The sequence below is a fragment of the Bradyrhizobium sp. 21 genome (assembly GCF_023073335.1).
Taxonomy (GTDB): Bacteria; Pseudomonadota; Alphaproteobacteria; order Rhizobiales; family Xanthobacteraceae; genus Bradyrhizobium.
On record NZ_JADPJG010000015.1, the window covers coordinates 132,020 to 152,532 of the forward strand.

Here is a 20,513-nt window from a genome sequence, read left to right on the forward strand (position 1 = left end):
ACAGCATGTGACGGCCGGCCGCCCACGCAGCCCGCAGCGGCGCGGCGATGGAACGGGCGGGGGCGGAGGCTTCCATGAGACGAGGCTAGCGTCATGCGATTGGCCGCTCAAGCGGGGTTTCGTGCCCCGGACGCAGCGCAGCGCGTGCACGGAAGCCTGGGTCCAGGTTCTGCGCAGCAGCGTAAGAGCGCTGCAGCGCGTCCGGGACACGAGAGATTGCCATCGCCCGCATGTTCGGCGTAACCAGCGGCATGGCTCAGACCTCGCAAACCCCGCCCGCTCTGTTCGACCGCGCCCTGCTGCATGCAAGGCACGGGCGCGCGCAGGGGCAGGGCCAGGTCACCTTCCTGCTCGACCGTGTCGCCGAAGACATGTCCGACCGGCTGGCTGCGGTGATGCGCGAGTTTCACGCGGCGGCCGATCTCTGGACGCCCGGTGAGGGACTTGCGGCATTGCGCGTGCGATTGCCGTCGATCCAGCGGATTGCGCTCGACGCCGCGGGTTCAGAGAAACTTCCCTTCGCGCCGGAAAGTCTCGACCTCGTTGTCTCGGCGCTGGCGCTGCAATTCGTCAACGACTTGCCGGGCGTGCTCGCGCAAATCCGCCGCGCGCTGAAGCCGGACGGCCTGCTGCTGGCCGCGATGATCGGCGGTGACAGCCTGACCGAGCTGCGTCAGGCCTTTGCCGCGGCGGAAGCCGAATGCGAGGGTGGCGTGTCGCCGCGCGTCGCGCCGTTTGCTGACTTACGCGACATCGGCGCATTGTTGCAGCGGGCGGGCTTCGCGCTGCCGGTCACCGATGTTGACCGCGTCGTGGTGCGTTACGCCAATGCGTTCGCGCTGATGCAGGATCTCCGCCGCATGGGTGCGGCCAATGTGCTGATCGAGCGGCGGCGCACACCGAGCCGTCGCGCAACGCTGCTGCGGATGGCCGAGATTTATGCCGAGCGCTTTGCCGATGCCGACGGCCGCATCCGCGCGACGTTCGACATCATCTGGCTCTCCGGCTGGGCCCCACATGCGAGCCAGCAGCAGCCGCTGAAGCCGGGGTCGGCCAAGGCGAGCCTGGCGGAGGCGGTGAAGAAGGCGGGGGAGACCTGAGCGGGATACCGCTCATCGTCGGTATGACGGTTACCCGCCTGTCCATGGATGGTCACGTCGCAAACCGTCTTGATTCAAGGGTAATCGAGCAGGCTGCTTGACGAACCTTTGATTCGCGGGCAGGCTGTGGGAGCCTTGCCATTCGGCAGGCGCATCCTGCAGGGGCGTTCCCTCAGGCTGTTGACCGCACAGGGCCATGCCCTTGCAAAGGAGAACTAACATGCAGCTTTCGAAGCTGACCTTTCCGGTTGTCTCATTCCGGAATCTTGAAGCCCCTCAACATATTCATAAGCAAGGTTATCGCGACTATTTCGCGATGGTCGATTTGCGCGATCTGCCGGATCTTTCGGAGTGGCGGAAGATCAACGTCCGCGATCCGAAGTTGAGCGGGGCGGTCCCAGCGAAAATTCGTGCAAGCGTTAGCGATCAGCCAGAGCTTTTCGTCTTCATGAACCGTGGAATTGTTCTGTCAGTCGAGTCGGTTCAATTCGACAACAAGAGCGGAAAGCTCACAGTCAGTCTGCGTGATCCCGTTCTGCATGGGCTCCTTGATGGTGGGCACACATACAACATCTTGTTGGAAGAACGAGACGCATTGGAAGAGCCGCAGTATGTGCGGATAGAGATACTGGAAGGCTTCAGGCCGGAGGATATCCCTCAGCTGGTTGATGCACGCAATACATCCAATCAGGTTCGCGATCAGAGCTTAATGAATCTGAGTGGCGAGTTCGATAAGCTAAAGAAGGCGCTCGCAAAGGAGTCCTACGCCGAAGCAATCGCGTACAAGGAGTATGAGGTTCTTCCTAACGGCGATCAAAAGCCAATCGACGTGCGGGATATTATCGCCATACTTACTGCGTTCGAGCGAGATCACTTTGATGACAAGGTCCATCCCATCAACGCTTACCGCTCGAAAGCTGCGTGCTTGCAGCACTTTAAGGATCACACCAAGTCGTATCAGAAGATTTACCCGCTCGCAGCGGACATCCTAGAGCTCTACGATCTGATCCAGCTCCAGCTTCCAGACCTCTACAATAAGGTTCGTGGTGGCAAGTTTGGCCACCTTACCGGCGTCACAACTTACAAGGGGAAACACAAAGCGCATCTGGAATTCATCAACAAGGATTCCAAGTATGGCGTTCCGGCAGGTTTCACCTATCCCATTCTTGGCGGCTTCCGTGCTTTGATCGAAGAAAAAGGCGGTCGGTATGTGTGGGGTAAGGGTCTTGATCCGCGTCAAATGCTCCAAAACGGTCTTGGTGAGACACTTGCCGACACGATCGGCAATTTCGCTCTCGACGCTCGAAATCCATCCAAGACCGGTAAGTCACCGCTCGTTTGGCAGGCCTGCTATCAGGCGGCGCGCGTTGCCTACCTTGAGACCAACTAAAGCAACGCTCCGTACTGGGAGCTATGGCTCCCAGTACGTCACATCAGCAAATCAATCAGATGCGGGATCAGCGGAATATCCGCGGGCGGCATGGGATAGTCGCGCAGCTTGTTGGCGCGAACCCAGGCCAGGGTCTGGCCCTCGCGCGGCGTGACCTGTCCCTCCCAGCGCCGGCAGATGTAGAGCGGCATCAGCAGGTGGAAGGTCTCGTAGCCGTGGCTCGCGAAGGTCAGCGGCGCCAGGCAGGGTTCGGCGACGGTGATGCCGAGCTCCTCCTGGAGCTCGCGGATCAGGCTCTGCTCCGGGCGCTCGCCGGGTTCGCACTTGCCGCCGGGAAATTCCCAGAGGCCGGCCAGCGTCTTGCCCGGGGGACGCTGCGCGATCAGGACGCGCTTGTCGGCGTCGACAAGCGCGCAGGCCACCACCAGTGTCAGTTTGAGATCGGCCATGCCTGCGATGTCGCTCACTGAAGATCGTCCGAAACGATTCGTTAACCCCGTTACGGTCCACGTTTCCGAGGTCTCCATAAGTCATATTTAATCGACCGTTCCTAGAGTGGAAACGCTTTAACCATTCCGGGCCCGATCCATGCGCGCTGCGTTTCGCACCATCATCCGCCGGTTCGTCCGCGACCGACGCGGCAATATCGCGGTGATCTTCGCAATCTGCTGCGTCCCCCTGATCAGTTTCGTCGGCAGTGCGATCGACTACTCCCGCGCGACGCAGCTCCGCTCGAAGCTTCAGGCCGCGGCCGACGCCGCCAGCGTTGGCTCGCTTGCCAAGGCTTCGCCGGGCTTTGCCGCCGCGGGCTCGATGACGTCGGATGGCCCGATCCCGGTCGGCGTCACCGATGCCCAGAACATCTTCAACGCCAATCGCTCCAATCTGACCGGCTACACGCTCAATAGCGTCACCCCGAGCATGGTCAAGACCGGCTCGACCATCACCTCGACGATTTCGTTTACCGCCACCATCAACACCATGTTTCTCGGCCTGATCGGCAAGTCGTCGCTGGTCATGAGCGGCACGTCGACGTCAACGGCCAACATGCCGCTCTACGTCGATTTCTACCTCCTGCTGGACAATTCGCCGTCGATGGGAGTTGCGGCGACGCCGACAGACATAACGAAGTTGCAGGGAAAGACGGGTGGATGCGCGTTCGCGTGTCACGACACCTCCAAGAGCGCTGGCACAAGCAACTACGACATAGCCAAAGCAAATGGCATCACGACCCGAATCGACGTGGTTCGCCAGGCAAGCGCGAACCTGATGGACACGGCCAAGAACACGCAGACCTACTCGAACCAGTTCAGAATGGCGATCTACGATTTCGGCGCCGCGTCGGCGACGATCGGATTGAGAAATCTATTCTCGCTCTCATCAAGCCTGACGTCCGCCAAGACCGCGGCGGGAAACATCGACCTGATGGCGGTGGCCGGTCAGAATGACTCGTATACCGCCGATAAAGACACGCCCTTCACGACTATTTTTCCTGCGATCAATACCGAAATCGCCTCGTCGGGAACCGGCACATCCGCGTCACCGCTGAAATATCTGTTCTTTGTATCCGATGGCGTCGCCGACGAAACCAACTCGAGCACGACGGCGTGCAGCGTCTGGCCCGGCTCGTATCCACTTTACACGCCAACGAACCGTTGTCAGTCGCCGATCAATCCGGCGCTCTGCACGACCCTCAAGAACCGCGGTATCAAGATTGCGGTGCTGTACACGACATATCAGCCCCCTACCGACTCCTGGTACGACATGTGGGTCGCGCCCTTCAACGCCGGGACGTGGGGCCCGTCTCCGAACAGCAAGATCGCGCAGAACATGCAGAGCTGCGCTTCGCCGGGATTCTATTTCGAGGTCAGCCCGACCCAGGGAATTTCGGACGCGATGGACGCGCTGTTCAAGAAGGCGCTTGCCGACGCGCGAATCTCGGGGTGAGGGTGTAGCGGACGCTACGACCGGTAATCCCCGTTGATCGCGATATACTCCTTGGTGAGGTCGCAGGTCAGCACGCGGTCGCGGCCCTTGCCGAGGCCGAGCGAGACCTTGATCGCGATCTCCGGCGCCTTCATCGCCTCCGACACCTGCGCTTCGTCATAGGACGGATCGCGCGCGCCGCTCTTGGCGACGCGGATGCCGTTGAAGGAGATCGAGAGCTTGTCGCGATCGGCCGGCTCGCCGGCCTTGCCGACCGCCATCACCACGCGGCCCCAATTGGCGTCCTCGCCGGCGATCGCAGTCTTCACCAGCGGCGAGTTCGCAATCGACATCGCGATCTTGCGCGCAGAGGCCTTGGTCTTGGCGCCCTCGACCGTGATCTCGACCAGCTTGCGCGCGCCTTCGCCGTCGCGGGCCACCTGCTCGGACAGATTGGCGAGCACCTGGTTGAAAGCCTTGACGAAGGCCTTCAGGCGCGGGTCGCTGGCGCGACTGATCTTTGGCGCGCCCTGTTCGGCGGCAGCACCGGTCGCAAAGGCCAGCAGCGTGTCCGAGGTCGAAGTGTCGCCGTCGATCGTCACCGCGTTGAACGTGTCCTCGACGCCGCTCTTGAGCAAAGCTTGCAGCGCGGCGGGCCCGATCGGCGCGTCGGTGAAGATGAACGACAGCATCGTCGCCATGTCGGGCGCGATCATGCCGGCGCCCTTGGCCATGCCGTTGATCGTGACCTTGGCCTTGCCGAGCTTCACGGTCGCGGTCGCGACCTTCGGGAACGTGTCGGTGGTCATGATCGCCTTGGCGGCTGCCAGATAGTCGCCGGCCTCGGCGGTTTCCGCCAGACGCCCGAGCACGCCGTCGAATTTGGTCGCATCCAGCGGCTCGCCGATCACCCCGGTCGAGGCCAGGAAGATTTCGCCCTCGGTGCAACCGACCGCCTTGGCCGCGATCTTCGCGGTCAGCGCGGTGGAGCTGCGGCCGGTCTTGCCGGTGAAGGCATTGGCATTGCCGGAATTGACCACCAGCGCGCGCGCCTTGCCGCCCTTCAGCTTGGCGCGGCACCATTCCACCGGCGCGGAGGGGCATTTCGATTTGGTGAAGACACCCGCGACCGCAGTGCCCTTGTCCATCACCGCCAGCAGCACGTCGGTGCGGTTCTTGTAGCGGATGCCGGCCTCGGCCGTTGCAAGGCGGACGCCCGCGATGGTGGGCATGTCGGGAACAGATTTCGGGGCGAGAGGGGAGACGGCTGAGGACATCGTTGGGCGCGCCTTGGTGAGGTCTGGATATGCAGATGGCCGGGCGATGCCCGGCCATTGCGATGCTTAGATACCCTTGGCGTCACCGAAGTGACAGCAGATTCTTACTTCTTGGCGGGAGGCGCCATCTTGCTGTCGGAGGGCTTCGCCGCATCGGCAGGCTTTGCATCCGACTTTGCATCCGACTTGGCATCCGGCTTGGCGTCCGCCGCCGGCTGGTCCATCCGCTCGACCTTGGCTTCCGCGCGCAGCTTGGCGACGTAGTCGGCCTGGGCCTTGCGGGTCACATACTGCTCGATCTGGGCCTTGACCTGCTCGAAATCAGGCGCCTTGCGGCTGCGCTTTTCCTCGACCTTGATGATGTGCCAGCCGAACTGCGACTTCACGGGGTCGGAGATCTTGCCCGGCTCCAGCGCAAACGCCACGGTCGAGAATTCCGGCACCATCTGCTCCTTGGTGAAGAAGCCGAGGTCGCCACCGTCAGCGGAGCCCGGATCCTTGGACTTCTTCTTGGCGAGCTCTGCGAAATCTGCGCCCTTGTCGAGCTCGGCCTTCACCGCCTTGGCCTCGTCCTCGGTCTCGACCAGGATGTGGCGGGCGCGCACTTCCTGCTCGCCGGTGATCTGCTTGGAGGCCTCCTCATAGACCTTCTTCATGGCGTCTGGGGTGGTCGCGGCCTTGCCTTCCTGGGCCAGCAAATTGTCCATCAGCAGGCGGTTGCGGGCGAACGCCATGCGCTTCTTGAACTCCTCGCCGTCGGCGATCTTCTTGTCCTCGGCAGCCTTGCCGACGATCTTCATGTCGATCAGGAAGGACAGGACGTTCTCGTCCTTGGTCGCGGGGTCCATCTGGGCGAGGCTCGGTCCGAGTTCCTCCTCGGCCATGGCGACGTCACTCTTCTTGATTTCAACGCCATTGACCTTCGCCAGCACCGGATCGTCGGCGGCCCGGAGCGGGCCTGCGAACGCCAGGGTCAGCGCCAGGGCAAGGCTGCCAGCCAGGGCCGACGCGTGGCGGAAACGCTGGCCGGTGATTACCGGGAACGAGGTGGTCATGGAAAATCCTTTTGTTGAAGCAGGGGGCTGCTCGAGCGCGGCGGACACTCGCCCAATTCAGGGGGCCTTGGCAACGCGAAAAGTCTGTCAAAATGATGAATTAGCCGCAATGCGCCCGCCGTTGACAAGGCCCTGACCGGGCCATATCTCTGGCCGGTCGCGTCCATGGCGATGGCGTTTATTTTGCTGCGTTTTTGGCCGTTGAACCCGGACTTGCCCAACTCCCACCCATATGGCGGATGGACCCCCGACGTCGGGGCTCCGGCGCCATCAGGCGTCACGGTGAGTTGATAGGCAGGCGGGTGACAACCTCTTGGCTGCAACGCGGTTGAATCGCGAACACAGGAACTAGTCATGATCGGCGCGCTCGCCCGCAAGTTTTTCGGCTCCGCCAACGACCGGCGGGTGAAGGGATATCAGTCCCGCGTCAACGCGATCAACGCGCTGGAGCCCGAGGTCTCGAAACTCTCCGACGAGGCGCTCAAGGCCCGCACCGCCGAGTTCAAGCAGCAGCTCGCCGAGGGCAAGACGCTCGACGATCTGCTGGTGCCCGCCTTCGCCACGGTCCGTGAAGCCGCCAAGCGTACGCTCGGCCAGCGCCATTTCGACGTCCAGCTGATCGGTGGCATCGTGCTGCACGAGGGCGACATCGCCGAGATGAAGACCGGCGAAGGCAAGACGCTGGTGGCGACGCTTGCGGTCTACCTCAACGCGCTCGCCGGCAAGGGCGTCCACGTCGTCACCGTCAACGATTACCTCGCCCGCCGCGACTCCGGCTGGATGGGCCAGATCTACGGCTTTCTCGGCATGACCACCGGCGTGATCGTGCACGGGCTCGACGATTCCGAGCGCAAGCTGGCCTATGCCTGCGACATCACCTACGGCACCAACAACGAATACGGCTTCGACTATCTGCGCGACAACATGAAGTACCGGCTCGAGGACATGGTCCAGCGGCCGCACTTCTACGCTATCGTCGACGAAGTCGACTCCATCCTGATCGACGAAGCGCGCACGCCGCTGATCATCTCCGGTCCGCTCGACGACCGCTCCGATTTCTACAACACCATCGACGGCTTCCTGCCCAAGCTCGACAAGACCGATTACGACGTCGACGAGAAGCAGCGCACGGTGACGCTCACCGAAGCCGGCATGGAGAAGATCGAGTCGCTGCTGCGCGATGCCGGCCAGCTCAAGGGCGAATCGCTCTACGACGTCGAGAACGTCTCGATCGTGCATCACATCAACCAGGCGCTGCGCGCCCACACGCTGTTCACCCGCGACAAGGACTACATCGTCCGCGACGACGAGGTCGTCATCATCGACGAGTTCACCGGACGCATGATGGCCGGACGGCGTTATTCCGAGGGCCTGCACCAGGCGCTGGAAGCCAAGGAGCACGTCCAGGTCCAGCCGGAAAACCAGACGCTGGCCTCGATCACCTTCCAGAACTATTTCCGGATGTACGAAAAGCTCGCCGGCATGACCGGCACGGCGCTGACCGAAGCCGACGAATTGTTCGACATCTACAAGCTCGAGGTCGTGGAAATCCCGACCAATCTGTCGGTCGCTCGTCTGGACGAGGACGACGAGGTCTATCGCACCCAGAACGAGAAATACGCCGCGATCCTGGCCGAGATCGAGCGCGCCAACGCGCGACTGCAGCCGGTGCTGGTCGGCACTGCCTCGATCGAAAAGTCGGAAGTGATCGCCGAATATCTGAAGAAGCACGGCTACCGGCAGATCGATTTCGGCAACGAAAATTCGATGCAGAAGCTGTACGCCGCGGCCCGCGCCGGCAAGCCGGCAAAACTGTTCGCGGTGCTGAACGCGCGCTTTCACGAACAGGAGGCCTACATCGTCGCGGAAGCCGGCGTGCCCGGCGCGATCACGATCGCGACGAACATGGCCGGCCGCGGCACCGACATCAAGCTCGGCGGCTCGCTGGAGATGCGCATCCAGCAGGAGACTGGGGGCATCGAGGACGAGGCAGAGAAGGCCAAGAAGATCGAGCAGATCAAGGCCGACATCGAGCACTTCCGCGACATCGTGCTGAAGGCCGAGGAAGAGGTCGAGATCGAGCCGGCAAAGGGTTCGAAGCCCGCCAAGACCGTGAAGAAGCCCGGCGGCCTCTACATCATGGGCTCCGAGCGCCACGAATCCCGGCGCATCGACAACCAGCTCCGCGGCCGTTCCGGCCGTCAGGGCGACCCCGGCCGCTCGAAATTCTTCCTGTCGCTGGAAGACGATCTGATGCGCATCTTCGGCTCGGACCGCCTCGACAGCATGCTGCAGCGTCTCGGCCTGCAAGAGGGCGAGGCCATCATCCATCCCTGGATCAACAAGGCGCTGGAGAAGGCACAGCAGAAGGTCGAGGCGCGCAACTTCGACATCCGCAAGAATTTGCTCAAGTTCGACAACGTCCAGAACGACCAGCGCAAGGTGATCTTCGACCAGCGCGTCGATTTGATGAAGGACGACAGCGTCGCCGAGACCGTTACCGACATGCGCCACGCCTTCATCGACGATCTCGTCGCCAAGCACGTGCCCGAACATGCCTATGCCGAGCAGTGGGACGTCGCGGGCCTGAAGGAAGAGCTGAAGCGCGTGCTCGATCTCGACCTGCCGGTCGACGACTGGGCCAAGGAAGAGGGCATCGCCGACGAGGAACTGCTCAACCGCATCGAGACCCGCGCCGACGAGCACATGGCGGCCAAGGTCGGGCAATGGGGTCCCGACGTGATGCGTTACGTCGAGAAGACCATTCTGCTCCAGACGCTCGACCATCTCTGGCGCGAGCATTTGATCATGCTCGACCATCTGCGCCAGGTCATCGGCCTGCGCGGTTACGGCCAGCGCGATCCGCTGCAGGAGTACAAGACCGAGGCTTTCAACCTCTTCCAGGAGATGAGCGCGCATCTGCGCGAGGCCGTCACCGCGCAGCTGATGCGGGTCGAGATCGTCCCGCCGGAGCAGGAAGCCCCGATGCTGCCACCGATGGAAGCGCACAAGTTCGACCCGAACACCGGCGAGGACGAGATGGCCATCGCCAACGTCTCGCTCGCCCCGCAAGCCACCGACGCGGCGCTTCGCGATCCGAAGAACCCCGCATCCTGGGGCAAGATTGGCCGCAACGAGGACTGTCCGTGCGGCTCAGGCAAGAAGTACAAGCACTGTCACGGGCGGTATGCGTAAGCCTCGCATTCAAGTCGACGGGTCCAGACGACAGCTCGTAAAGCGCTGATCGCCTGGGCCGGTAGCAGCGAGTCGTGGGCCGGCCCGGAACCGTATGCGGCGAACGGTGTTGTAGACATCGTAAGTTTTGCGCGGGCGCTTTGGTAAGTTTTGCGCGGCGCGCTTTGGACTGCATCGCGCAAAAGACGCGGTGGGTGTTGGTCCGGACCAAGTTCAGACATGCGAGATGCGGGTAGGGATGGCTCGACGTGATGATGCCTCCACAGGTCAGGTGACGGGCTTGATTGCGCGGGATGATGCATCCCGTAGCGCCGCGCTGAAGACTGCTTCATGACATCCTTGGACCCTCCGCCGCGGTCCCGGTCGGCGATCCTCGAAGCGCATGAACTTGCGGATTTTTCGGATGACGGGGGGTTCGACGAACTCACGGCGTTCACTGCCGCTCTCTGTGAAACGCCGATCTGCCTGGTGAGCATCGTGGGCGACGCGACGCAGCGCTTCCTGGGGAAGCAGGGCCTCGACGTCAGCGAAACTCCCCGTGAAACGTCATTCTGCGCGCATGCCATGCTGGGGTCCGATCTCATGGTCGTTTCGGATGCGACCAGGGATGCGCGGTTCGCCGACAATCCTCTGGTGACGGGAGAGCCGTTCATCAGGTTTTACGCAGGGGCCCCACTCGTAACCGATGAGGGATTTCCCCTCGGCTCGCTCTGCGTCATCGATCGTATTCCAAGGGAGGGCCTGACGCCGCTGCAGCAGCAGGGTCTCCGCGTCATGGCCTCGCAGGTGATGGCCGCCCTGGGATCTCGCAAGTCGACGAAGCTTCAGCAAACAAATGAGGCAGTTGCAAAGCAGGCGCTGTCGGAGACCGAGCAGAAGTTTCGCATCCTCGCCGACACGATGCCCCAGATGGTGTGGTCGACGCTGCCCGACGGGCACCACGATTACTACAATGCGAGGTGGTACGAATTCACGGGCGTTCCCGAGGGCTCCACCGACGGTGAGGGCTGGAACGGCATGTTCCACCCGGACGATCAGGACAGGGCCTGGGAGCGGTGGCGGCATTCACTGAGAACGGGCGAGCCTTACGAGGTCGAATACCGTTTGCGAGACGCCGAGGGTAAATATCGGTGGACCCTCGGGCGGGCGCTGCCGATCCGCGATGCCGAGGGTCACATCACCCGCTGGTTCGGAACCTGCACCGACATCCACGACCAAAAGCTGCTGATGGAGCAGCGGGAAATGGTGAGCCAGGAGCTAAGCCATCGCATCAAGAACATCTTCTCGGTCATCAATGGGCTGATAGGCCTGTCGACACGCAGGCATCCCCAGCTCAAGGACCTCGCGAACGAGCTTCGCGCGCGCATCATGTCGCTCGGACAAGCCCACGATTTCGTGCGCCCTCACAGCGCCCGATCTCGGCCAGCCGCAACGCAGGCGACGCTCAAGGGTCTGTTGGAAAAGCTCCTGTCGGCCTATCAATCGGAGACACGACGCGTGCGCATCTCGGGTGAGGATTTTCGCATTGACGACCGCTCTGCGACGCCGCTGGCCCTGATTTTTCACGAGCTGGCGACCAACGCCGCAAAGTACGGCGCGCTCTCGACCCACGAAGGATGCGTCGCCATCGCGATCGGCGAATCGCCCCATGACATCATCATCGAATGGGGCGAGAGCGGCGGTCCGAAGATAGAGCGTGTCCCGAACGTGGAAGGATTTGGTTCGAAGCTGATCGATCTCAGTATTTCAAATCAACTGGGTGGAAGGATTTCCAACTCCTGGAATCCGGGTGGCCTGCAGGTTGTGGTCACTATCCCAAAGAATTCGATGAGCCGCCCGCCGCCTGAAACAGCGTGACTTCCGGACAGCTGCAACGATCCATGTTGCCCGATGCGTGATGGATGGCGGTCAGGATCGCGTCATCGCTGAACGGCTTGCGGATAAAGCCGATCGCGGTCTCTGCCTTGGGCAAGATTTGCGTGGGATTTGCCGTGACGTAGAAGATCTTGATCCCGTACTTCCGCGAGAGATCCAAGGCGATCTGCGGTCCGGTCGGGCCGTCGCGCAGATTGACATCCACCAGGGCGATTTGCGCCTTTGGCCCGGCTTCGAGGGCTTGTTCCCGATCCGCCGCGATCGCGGCGACGTGATAGCCCGCATCTTCGATAATCCGAGCGATGTCGGTCGCGACGAAGATTTCGTCTTCAACAATCAGCACTGTGGATGACATTCGCGACCCGGCCGTTGCTCAAATCGGACTCGAACAGGGCTCGATGGAACGAGCGGAAATTAACCCGCCGTTCCAGATTTTGTTCCGGCAATGAAAATTGCGTAGCGGCGCTGCCGACGACCGCGGTTGGATGAGCCGGCAGTCGCTCAATTCGAACTGTCGATCAAGCTCTCCAGCAGCCGCTTCAACTCGCTCGTCGACTTGTCGCCGTAGCTCTCCAGGATGTGCTCCTCCTGGTCCACCGCGAGCGAGTTGAGCTTCTTGCTCAGCACCTTGCCGCGGTCGGAGATGAACATCAAAACCTTGCGGCGGTCGTTCGGATCCTGCACGCGATAGACCAGCGTGTCCGAGACCATGCGGTCGATCATCTTGGTCAGCGTCGGATGGTTGAGCAGCACGGCATCCGCGAGCTCGCCCATCGAATGGCCGCTACCATCGGAGAGAACCTTGAGGATGCGCCATTGCTCGACGGGCACGCCCTCCTTGCTCAACCGCAGTTCCAGCTGCCGGTTGATCTCCCGGTTGGCTTGCGCGAGCAAATAAGCGAGGTGTTCGGTGATCGGGGTGTTCGGTTTTGCCACGGCTAAGACTTCGTCTTGACCCAAATGAGTGAATGTCTTGCAATCAATGCTGCATCTATATGCACTTCAATTCTTGAATATTCAATATTTTCAAAATAGGATGATTGCCTAACAAAAGGGCGGAAGCCGCGGCCGCCTGCTCAATGTGCTTTCAGGTCTGGTGCCAGACAGGAGTTGGCGTGCGCGCGACGGTAAACTTCCCGGCTCACGACGGTCCGGCGATGCCGCCGTCTTTGCTGTTCAGGAATCTGTCGTCGGCGGCAGCGGATTTCGGCCTGTCGCCGGCGGACGCGCATTTCATGAAGCGCCGCGGCGCACACAACAAGCTCCGCATCGGGGGCTTCATTTGCTGCACCGGCTCGCCCGGTGTTTGGGGGCCGTGCGCGACAAGCAGTGCGCAGCTCGCCGTCGCCGAGATCAACAAGCGCGGCGGCATTCTCGGACGCGAAATCGAGCTTTCGATCTATGACGCCGGCGGTCCGCTCGACGAGATTTTGAGCCGTGCCGAGCAGGCGATCGCTTCCGATGAGATAGACCTCATCGTGGGACTGCATACCAGCGCGGTGCGCATGGCGCTGCGCAAGGTCACCACCCGCCACCGCATCCCCTATATCTACACACCCGTCTACGAGGGCGGCGAGCAGACGCCGGGCGTCATGGCGATCGGCGAGACGCCGCGCTGGCAGAGCCGCCCGTCGATCCACTGGCTTGCCGACGTCAAGAAGGCGGCGCGCTGGTACCTGATCGGCAGCGACTATGTCTGGCCCTGGCAATCGCACCGCGCGGTGAAGCGCTACATCAAGGAGGCCGGCGGCCACGTCGTCGGCGAAGAGTTCGTTCCCCTCGGCGAAGATAACCACGAGCCCCATCTGGAGCGCATCCGCGCAGCGCGGCCGGACGCCGTTCTCATCTCGTTGATCGGCACCGACAGCATCACGTTCAATCGCGCGTTCGGCGAATGCGGTCTTGGTGCCACGACGCTGCGGCTCGCCGGGGCGATGGACGAGACCGTGCTGCTCGGCATCGGCGCCGACAACAGCGAAAATCTGTTCTGCGCCTCCGGCTATTTCCCCGGCATCGGATCGCGGGCCAACGACGACTTCCAGAGCCGCTATCGCGCGATGTTCGGACCGAACGGCCCCCCGATCGGCTCGCTCGGTCAATCCAGCTATGAGGGACTGCGCTTCCTCGAAGCCGTGGCGAACAAGGCGGGCACGTTGGCGATGGGGCCTATGCTCGCGGCTGGCCGCAACATCGTCTATGGCGGCGCGCGTGGCCCCGTCACCGTCAGGAACGGTCACACCCGGATGCAAATGTATCTCGCCGGGGCAGATGGTCTCGATTTCAAGCTGATTAAACCGGTCTGATACCGGCGCGGCGATCCGCACACGCTCGAATCCAAAATAATACTTGAAAAGGAAAATATTTCCGTCTGTAATATCGACGTGAAGCCGACTGGCCCGCGCCCTGCAGGCGCGTCCATGAGGCTCCGATGCCAGGGACCAAGAAGCCTCAAGGAGAGCGCCGTGACAGTTGCCCTTCCCACGCCAGCCCAACTTCGCAGCGTCGCCGAGCAATGCGGCCTCGCGCTGACCGATGAAGACGTGGCCTCGTTCCGCGGCCTGATGCAAGGCTCGATCGAGGCCTACAATCTGGTCGGTGCGATGCCGGATGAAGTGCCCGAGGTCAAATATCCGCGCACGCCGGGCTACCGGCCGTCGGCGGAAGAGAACCCGCGCAATGCCTGGTATCGCAAGTCGACCGTGAAGGGCGCTGGCTCCGGCAAGCTCAAGGGCAAGACCGTCGCGCTGAAGGACAACATCATGCTCGCCGGCGTTCCCATGATGAACGGCTCGGCGACGCTGGAGGGCTATGTGCCCGATTTCGACGCCACCATCGTCACACGCATGCTCGATGCCGGTGCCGAGATCGCCGGAAAAGTGCATTGCGAATCCTTCTGCATGTCCGGCGGCAGCCACACCAATGCGGTCGGTGCCGTGCACAATCCGCACAAGATGGGTTATTCGGCCGGCGGCTCGTCCTCGGGCTCAGGCGTCGTCGTCGCGCTTGGCGAGGTCGACATGGCGATCGGCGGCGACCAGGGCGGCTCGATCCGGATGCCATCCTCGTTCTGCGGCACCTACGGCATGAAGCCCACCTGGGGCCTCGTGCCCTACACCGGCATCATGCCCATCGAGATTTTTGTCGATCACACCGGTCCGATGACGGCGACGGTCGCCGACAACGCGCTGTTGCTCGAAGTGCTCGCCGGCGACGACGGCTACGATCCCCGCATCAAAGCACCGAAGGTCGAGGACTACACCAAGGCGCTCGGCCAGGGTGTGAAGGGCATGAAGATCGGCATCCTCAAGGAAGGCTTCGAGCAGGCGAACGCCGAGAGCGCCGTCAACGAAAGCGTGCGCGAGGCCGCCAAGCGTTTCAAGGATCTGGGTGCAACGGTCGAGACCGTCTCGATCCCGATGCACCTCATGGGCCCGGCGATCTGGACGCCGATCGGCACCGAGGGCATGACCCAGACCATGATGTATGGCGACGGCTATGGCCTCAGCCGGTCCGACCTGTACTCGACCTCGCTGATGGATTTCCACCGCGGCTGGCGGCGCCAGGCGGACTCGTTGTCCGAGACCACAAAGCTGTTCCTGCTGCTCGGCACCTACATCAACAACAATTTCGGTCCCCGCTACTACGGCAAGGCGCTCAACGTCTCCCGGCGCCTGACCGCGGCCTATGACAAGGCGTTCGGGGAATACGATTTGCTGCTGCTGCCGACCACGCCGATGAAGGCGACGAAGCTGCCGGAGCCCAATGCCAGCCGGGAGGACTATGTCGCCCGTGCGCTGGAGATGATCTCCAACACCGCGCCGTTCGACATTACCCATCATCCCGCGATGTCGCTGCCCTGCGGCATGGTCGACGGCCTGCCGGTCGGCTTGATGCTGGTCGGCCGCATGTTCGAGGAATCCACCATCTACCGCGCCGCTCACGCCTTCGAGCAGGTCGGCGACTGGAAGAAGATGTGAGCGAGGTTTTGATGAAGACGGACGGAACAAAGCGTTTTCGAGCGAAGTGGATCCCGGTTCGCGTCAAGAAAACGCGTCAAAACAAGAATCCCACGCATGGCTAACGCGTTCGTCGCGGCGTTCGAGATCCTGAGCTTTGGCGCGATCATCGTCCTGATCGTGCTGGGACTCGGGATCATCGCCAGCATGATGGGCATCTTCAACTTCGCGCAAGGCGAGTTCGTCCTGCTCGGGGCCTACATCACCTATCTCGCCCACGCCAAGGGCCTGCCGATCTGGACCGGCATGGTGGCGGCGCCCTTCGTGGTCGGTGCGCTCGGCTTCGTGCTGGAGGCGCTGATCATCCGCCGTTTCTACGCAGCACCGATCGTGGCCATGCTCGGCACCTATGCGCTCGGCCTCATCATCCGCGAATCCGTGCGTGGCTTGATCGGCGGCTTCTATCTCACCGTGCCCGAACCGATCGGCGGCTCGATCGACATCGGCGCCATGCACATCTCGGCCTGGCGCTTCACCATCATCGTCATCACCCTGCTGGTGATGGTGGGCTGCTATCTCCTGCTGTCGCGCACGAGCTTCGGCCTGCGCATGCGCGCCACGCTGGAAAACCCGTCGCTGGCGCGCGCGTCCGGCATTTCCACGCCCTTGATGTACGGCGCCACCTTTGCATTTGGCTCCGCGCTCGCTGGCCTTGCCGGCGCACTGATCGTGCCGGTGTTCAGCCTGTACGCCGATCTCGGCCTGCGCTTCCTGATCCAGGGTTTTGTCGCGGTCATGGTCGGCGGTGTCGGCTCCTTCATCGGCCCGGTCGCGGGTGCCGGCGTCATCGGCACGCTGAGTGCTGCACTGCCCTGGGTGATGGCGCCCGTCGTCGCCGACGTCCTCGTCTTCGTTCTCGCCATTGTCTTCATCAAATTTCGCCCGCAGGGCCTCATCGCTGGAAAAGGGGTTTAGTCACATGTTCGATCGTCAGCTCTCACGCCGCCGCTTTCTATCCAATTTCGCCTTTGCGTCCGGTGCGGTCGCAACCGGCGTCGGCAGCTGGGTGATCCCGGCCGGCTGGGCCAATGCGGCCGAAGGCCCGATCAAGGTCGGTATCGCCACCGATCTCACCGGCCCGATCGCCTATGCCGGCACGGCGGACGCCAACGTTGCCAAGATGCTGATCAAGCAGATGAACGATGCCGGCGGCCTGCTCGGCCGTCCGCTCGAGCTTTACATCGAAGACACCGCCTCGAATGAATCCGTCGCCGTCGGCAACGTGCGAAAGCTTATCCAGCGCGACAAGGTTGACATGGTGCTGGGCGGCATCACCTCGTCGATGCGCAACGCGATCAAGGACCCGATCGTGGCGCGCGGCAAGACGCTCTACATCTATCCGCAGCTCTACGAAGGCAAGGAGTGCACGCCCTACCTGTTCTGCACCGGACCGACGCCGGCGCAGCAATGCGACGAATTCATCCCCTGGCTGATCAAGAACGGCGGCAAGAAATTCGCGCTGCCGAGCGCCAATTATGTCTGGCCGCACACGCTCAATGTCTACGCCCGCAAGGTGATCGAGGCGAACGGCGGCGAGGTCGTGTTCGAGGAATACTATCCGCTCGACCAGGTCGACTTCTCCTCGACCGTCAACCGCATCATCTCCAACAAGGTCGACGTCGTCTTCAACACCGTCATTCCGCCGGGCGTCGGCCCGTTCTTCAAGCAGCTCTATGAAGCGGGCTTCCTCAAGAACGGCGGGCGTCTGGCCTGCGTCTACTATGACGAGAACACGCTCAACATCAATCAGGCCGCCGAGATCGAGGGGCTCGCAAGCTGTCTCGATTATTTCAAGGTGCTGACCAAGGAGGATGCGTTCAACGCAAAAATCCAGGCGGCGTATGAGAAGGATTTCCCGGGCAACTTCCTGTTCGCCGCCGGCAGCGCCGCCACCGGCACCTATCGCGGCCTCAAGCTGTGGGAGGCGGCCGTCAAGGAGGCCGGCAAGGTCGATCGCGACTCGGTTGCCGCCGCGCTTGATCACGCCAAGATCGCCGAAGGTCCCGGCGGACCCGCAGAGATGGTGCCGGGCAAGCGGCACTGCAAGATGAAGATGTACACCGCGGTCGCCAAGGGCGGGAACTACGAGATCGTCGGACGCAGCGACGGTCTCGTCGATCCCAAGGAATGTTAAGGCGGAATGCTGAAGTCGATGGGCGCAGTGAAACAGGCGATCCCCGCCGACATCGGCGGGGAGGCGGACGTCGTAATGACTGAGCATGGACCCACGAAGCAATCCGCTTCGGGACAACAAGTCCTGCCGATCGTGGAGGGCGTCGTGCTCGTCGCGGCGCTGCTCGCGCCGCTGCTGCTGCAGGACTATCTCACGGTGTTCGCGACGCGCGTGATCATCCTCGCGCTGTTCGCGCTGTCGTTCGATCTGGTCTGGGGCTATGCCGGCATCATGAGCTTTGGCCAGGCGCTGTTTTTCGGCTCGGCCGGCTACGGCGTCGCACTGCTCGCGCGCGACCTCGACGTCACCAACATCTTCCTGGTGCTGCCGGCGGGCACCATCATCGGCCTCACCTTCGCGTTGCTGCTCGGTGGCTTCCTGCTGCTGGGACGGCATCCCTCCAGCGTGATCTTCGTCTCGCTTGGCACGCTCACCGGCTCCTATGCCGCCGACCGACTGGCGCGCGGCTGGTACTATCTCGGTGGCCAGAACGGCATCCCCTCGATTGCGCCGATGACGCTCGGTGGTTACGAATTCTCGGAAGGGCCGTCCTTCTATTATCTCGTGCTCGGCATCCTCGTCGTCGTCTATCTGCTCTGCCGTTTCCTGGTGCGCTCGCAATTCGGCTTGGCGCTCGCGGGGCTGCGCGAGAACGAGCAGCGCATCGCCTTCTTCGGCTACAAGGCGCAGCACCTGAAGGCGATCATCTTCGCGATCGGCGGCGCCGTCGCGGGGCTCGCCGGCAGCCTCTATGCCTTCCACGAAGGTTTCGTCTGGCCCAACATGGTCGGCGTCGTGATCTCGACGCAAGTGGTGCTCTACGTCCTGTTCGGCGGCTCCGGCACGCTGATCGGCGCCGTCATCGGCGCTGTCATCGTCGAGGGCGTCAGTTTCTGGCTGTCGGACAATTACCGCGATATCTGGCCGATCATTCTGGGATTGCTGCTCCTGCTCGTGATTCTGTTCCGGCCGCTCGGCCTGATCAGTTTTGTGCTGGGAGAGCGTGAGCGCGTCGGAAGCTTCGGTGCGAAACCCAGAGAGACCAAGGAGAAGCGCAATGCCGCTCCTTGAAGCCGCGGGCATCAAAAAAATCTTCGGCAAGCTCACCGCGCTCGACGGCGCCGCGCTCACCGTCGGCGAGAACGAGTTTCACGGCCTGATCGGCCCGAACGGCTCCGGCAAGAGCACGCTGATGAAGTGCATTGCAGGGGCCGAAGTGCCGACGCTGGGCAAGGTCTCCTTCGTCAACACCGACATCACCGCGTTCACGCCGACCGAGCGCGCGCGGGCCGGCATGAGCCTGAAATTCCAGATCACCAGCGTGCTGCCGTCGCTGACGCTCTACGACAACATCCTGCTCGCGCTGCAGGCGCAGTCCTCGCTGCTCGATCTCCTATTGTCGCGCACCCGCGTCGCGCTGCACGATCAGGTCATGACCATGCTCACCCAATTCCGTCTGGCCGATCGCGCCTTCGACGCGGCAGCAGCCTTGTCGCATGGCCAGCAGCAATGGCTGGAGATCGCGATGGCGCTTGCCGGCAAGCCGAAACTTCTGCTGCTGGACGAGCCGACCGGCGGCATGAGCCTGGAGGAGCGCCGCGTCACCGGCGAATTGCTGCAGCCGATCAAGCAGCATTGCTCGCTCGTCATCGTCGAGCACGATCTCGATTTCATTCGCGACATCTGCGACCGTCTCACCGTGCTCGACCAGGGCAAGGTGTTGGCGTCCGGCACGGTGTCCGAGATCCAGGCCAACAAATCCGTCCAGGAGATCTATCTGCGCCGTGCCTGAATTTTTGGACATCAAGCATCTCGACGCCGGCTATGGCCGCAGCCAGGTCCTGTTCGATGTCAACCTCGGCATTCCCTGGCGCGGCGGTGTCGCCGTGCTGGGCCGTAACGGCGCCGGCAAGACCACGTTGATGAAGACTATCGTCGGCGAGCTGCCGGCGTGGAAGGGCGAGGTCGCCTTCGACGGCCGCGACATCAGCCGCCGCGCGACCCAGGAGCGCGTGCGCGCCGGCATCGGCTATGTGCCGCAGGAGCATTCGGTGTTCGCGCGGCTGTCGGTGCGCGACAATCTCGCCGTCGGCTCGCTCGCGAGCAGGAAGGCCGACGTCGTCGACCACGTGCTGACCATCTTCCCGAAACTCGGCCAGCGCCTGGACCAGCCCGCCGGCACGCTCTCCGGTGGCGAGCGCAAGATGCTCGCGATCGGCCGCGCCATGCTGGGCGATCCAAAACTGCTGCTGCTGGACGAGCCGACCGAAGGCGTCTGGATCGGCGTCATCGAGGAGATCACCGAACGCCTGATCGAGCTGGCGAAAAACATCGCCGTCATCATCGTCGAGCAGCACCTCGACCTCGCGCTGCGGGTCGCCGACTACGCCTATGTGCTGGACCGTGGCCGCGTCGCGCTGCAGGGCAAGGCGGGCGAGGTGAAGGGCAATCCGGAGCTGCTGCGATATCTGGCGCCGTAGGGAGTTCAGCTGCAGTCAGATCGCTT

17 protein-coding genes are annotated in these 20,513 nt (G+C 62.6%); 12 read left to right on the forward strand and 5 right to left on the reverse strand.

Annotated elements, in window-relative coordinates:
* Positions 1-230: 230 nt before the first annotated feature.
* Complete coding sequence (locus IVB31_RS16735; protein ID WP_247324125.1) at positions 231-1,100, forward strand: methyltransferase domain-containing protein; 870 nt, start codon at positions 231-233, stop codon at positions 1,098-1,100.
* A 220-nt stretch (positions 1,101-1,320) separates the two neighbouring features.
* Positions 1,321-2,490 carry an AIPR family protein gene (locus tag IVB31_RS16740; protein WP_247324127.1) on the forward strand — a complete coding sequence of 390 codons (1,170 nt, stop codon included), beginning with the start codon at positions 1,321-1,323 and terminating at the stop codon, positions 2,488-2,490.
* 38 nt (positions 2,491-2,528) lie between these two features.
* Here IVB31_RS16740 and IVB31_RS16745 read toward each other — a convergent pair whose 3' ends face one another.
* A complete protein-coding gene (locus IVB31_RS16745) occupies positions 2,529-2,939 on the reverse strand; it encodes a (deoxy)nucleoside triphosphate pyrophosphohydrolase (protein WP_247324794.1) in 411 nt (136 codons plus the stop codon).
* A 139-nt stretch (positions 2,940-3,078) separates the two neighbouring features.
* Here IVB31_RS16745 and IVB31_RS16750 point away from each other — a divergent pair, with 139 nt between their 5' ends.
* Positions 3,079-4,437 (forward strand): TadE/TadG family type IV pilus assembly protein, encoded by a 1,359-nt coding sequence (locus tag IVB31_RS16750; RefSeq protein ID WP_247324129.1) that lies wholly within the window; start codon positions 3,079-3,081, stop codon positions 4,435-4,437.
* Between the two features lie 14 nt (positions 4,438-4,451).
* On the opposite strand, the gene argJ is transcribed toward IVB31_RS16750, so the two are convergent.
* Both argJ and IVB31_RS16760 read right to left on the reverse strand, forming a co-directional pair.
* Positions 4,452-5,693 (reverse strand): bifunctional glutamate N-acetyltransferase/amino-acid acetyltransferase ArgJ, encoded by a 1,242-nt coding sequence (gene argJ, locus IVB31_RS16755; protein WP_247324131.1) that lies wholly within the window; start codon positions 5,691-5,693, stop codon positions 4,452-4,454.
* A gap of 104 nt (positions 5,694-5,797) precedes the next feature.
* The gene (locus IVB31_RS16760; protein ID WP_247324133.1) at positions 5,798-6,748 is read right to left on the reverse strand and encodes a peptidylprolyl isomerase; all 951 of its coding nucleotides are present in this window, start codon (positions 6,746-6,748) and stop codon (positions 5,798-5,800) included.
* 354 nt (positions 6,749-7,102) lie between these two features.
* On the opposite strand from IVB31_RS16760, the gene secA reads away from it, so the two are divergent.
* Positions 7,103-9,943, forward strand: a complete 2,841-nt coding sequence (secA, locus tag IVB31_RS16765) for a preprotein translocase subunit SecA (protein WP_247324136.1) — start codon at positions 7,103-7,105, stop codon at positions 9,941-9,943.
* Between the two features lie 330 nt (positions 9,944-10,273).
* Complete coding sequence (locus IVB31_RS16770) at positions 10,274-11,800, forward strand: PAS domain-containing protein (RefSeq protein ID WP_247324141.1); 1,527 nt, start codon at positions 10,274-10,276, stop codon at positions 11,798-11,800.
* Here IVB31_RS16770 and IVB31_RS16775 read toward each other — a convergent pair.
* Both IVB31_RS16775 and IVB31_RS16780 read right to left on the reverse strand, forming a co-directional pair.
* Positions 11,754-12,173 carry a response regulator gene (locus IVB31_RS16775; RefSeq protein ID WP_247324146.1) on the reverse strand — a complete coding sequence of 140 codons (420 nt, stop codon included), beginning with the start codon at positions 12,171-12,173 and terminating at the stop codon, positions 11,754-11,756. The genes IVB31_RS16770 and IVB31_RS16775 overlap by 47 nt on opposite strands.
* A gap of 146 nt (positions 12,174-12,319) precedes the next feature.
* Positions 12,320-12,754 carry a MarR family transcriptional regulator gene (locus tag IVB31_RS16780; RefSeq protein WP_247324156.1) on the reverse strand — a complete coding sequence of 145 codons (435 nt, stop codon included), beginning with the start codon at positions 12,752-12,754 and terminating at the stop codon, positions 12,320-12,322.
* 179 nt (positions 12,755-12,933) lie between these two features.
* Between IVB31_RS16780 and IVB31_RS16785 the strand changes: the two genes are divergently transcribed.
* The 7 genes from IVB31_RS16785 to IVB31_RS16815 all read left to right on the forward strand — a co-directional run bounded on the left by IVB31_RS16785 (position 12,934) and on the right by IVB31_RS16815 (position 20,487).
* Positions 12,934-14,121, forward strand: a complete 1,188-nt coding sequence (locus tag IVB31_RS16785) for a substrate-binding domain-containing protein (protein WP_247324158.1) — start codon at positions 12,934-12,936, stop codon at positions 14,119-14,121.
* A gap of 159 nt (positions 14,122-14,280) precedes the next feature.
* The gene (locus IVB31_RS16790; RefSeq protein WP_247324168.1) at positions 14,281-15,795 is read left to right on the forward strand and encodes an amidase; all 1,515 of its coding nucleotides are present in this window, start codon (positions 14,281-14,283) and stop codon (positions 15,793-15,795) included.
* A 96-nt stretch (positions 15,796-15,891) separates the two neighbouring features.
* Positions 15,892-16,749: a branched-chain amino acid ABC transporter permease gene (locus IVB31_RS16795; protein ID WP_247324172.1), complete on the forward strand. Its 858-nt coding sequence runs from the start codon at positions 15,892-15,894 to the stop codon at positions 16,747-16,749.
* Between the two features lie 4 nt (positions 16,750-16,753).
* Positions 16,754-17,968, forward strand: coding sequence for a substrate-binding protein (locus tag IVB31_RS16800; RefSeq protein WP_247324173.1), 1,215 nt, complete (start codon positions 16,754-16,756; stop codon positions 17,966-17,968).
* A 6-nt stretch (positions 17,969-17,974) separates the two neighbouring features.
* On the forward strand, positions 17,975-19,078 hold the full coding sequence (locus tag IVB31_RS16805; protein WP_247324175.1) for a branched-chain amino acid ABC transporter permease: 1,104 nt from the start codon (positions 17,975-17,977) through the stop codon (positions 19,076-19,078).
* Positions 19,065-19,799 (forward strand): ABC transporter ATP-binding protein, encoded by a 735-nt coding sequence (locus tag IVB31_RS16810; RefSeq protein ID WP_247324177.1) that lies wholly within the window; start codon positions 19,065-19,067, stop codon positions 19,797-19,799. The genes IVB31_RS16805 and IVB31_RS16810 overlap by 14 nt, the downstream gene beginning before the upstream one ends.
* The gene (locus tag IVB31_RS16815; protein WP_247324178.1) at positions 19,792-20,487 is read left to right on the forward strand and encodes an ABC transporter ATP-binding protein; all 696 of its coding nucleotides are present in this window, start codon (positions 19,792-19,794) and stop codon (positions 20,485-20,487) included. Before IVB31_RS16810 ends, IVB31_RS16815 begins: the two co-directional genes overlap by 8 nt.
* The last annotated feature ends 26 nt before the right edge of the window (positions 20,488-20,513 follow it).

Coding starts and splice junctions, on each gene's coding strand:
- IVB31_RS16735 (WP_247324125.1), top strand. CDS start 231: ATGTTCGGCGTAACCAGCGGCATGGCTCAGACCTCGCAAACCCCGCCC.
- IVB31_RS16740 (WP_247324127.1), top strand. CDS start 1,321: ATGCAGCTTTCGAAGCTGACCTTTCCGGTTGTCTCATTCCGGAATCTT.
- IVB31_RS16745 (WP_247324794.1), bottom strand. CDS start 2,939: ATGGCCGATCTCAAACTGACACTGGTGGTGGCCTGCGCGCTTGTCGAC.
- IVB31_RS16750 (WP_247324129.1), top strand. CDS start 3,079: ATGCGCGCTGCGTTTCGCACCATCATCCGCCGGTTCGTCCGCGACCGA.
- argJ (WP_247324131.1), bottom strand. CDS start 5,693: ATGTCCTCAGCCGTCTCCCCTCTCGCCCCGAAATCTGTTCCCGACATG.
- IVB31_RS16760 (WP_247324133.1), bottom strand. CDS start 6,748: ATGACCACCTCGTTCCCGGTAATCACCGGCCAGCGTTTCCGCCACGCG.
- secA (WP_247324136.1), top strand. CDS start 7,103: ATGATCGGCGCGCTCGCCCGCAAGTTTTTCGGCTCCGCCAACGACCGG.
- IVB31_RS16770 (WP_247324141.1), top strand. CDS start 10,274: ATGACATCCTTGGACCCTCCGCCGCGGTCCCGGTCGGCGATCCTCGAA.
- IVB31_RS16775 (WP_247324146.1), bottom strand. CDS start 12,173: ATGTCATCCACAGTGCTGATTGTTGAAGACGAAATCTTCGTCGCGACC.
- IVB31_RS16795 (WP_247324172.1), top strand. CDS start 15,892: ATGGCTAACGCGTTCGTCGCGGCGTTCGAGATCCTGAGCTTTGGCGCG.
- IVB31_RS16800 (WP_247324173.1), top strand. CDS start 16,754: ATGTTCGATCGTCAGCTCTCACGCCGCCGCTTTCTATCCAATTTCGCC.
- IVB31_RS16805 (WP_247324175.1), top strand. CDS start 17,975: ATGCTGAAGTCGATGGGCGCAGTGAAACAGGCGATCCCCGCCGACATC.
- IVB31_RS16810 (WP_247324177.1), top strand. CDS start 19,065: ATGCCGCTCCTTGAAGCCGCGGGCATCAAAAAAATCTTCGGCAAGCTC.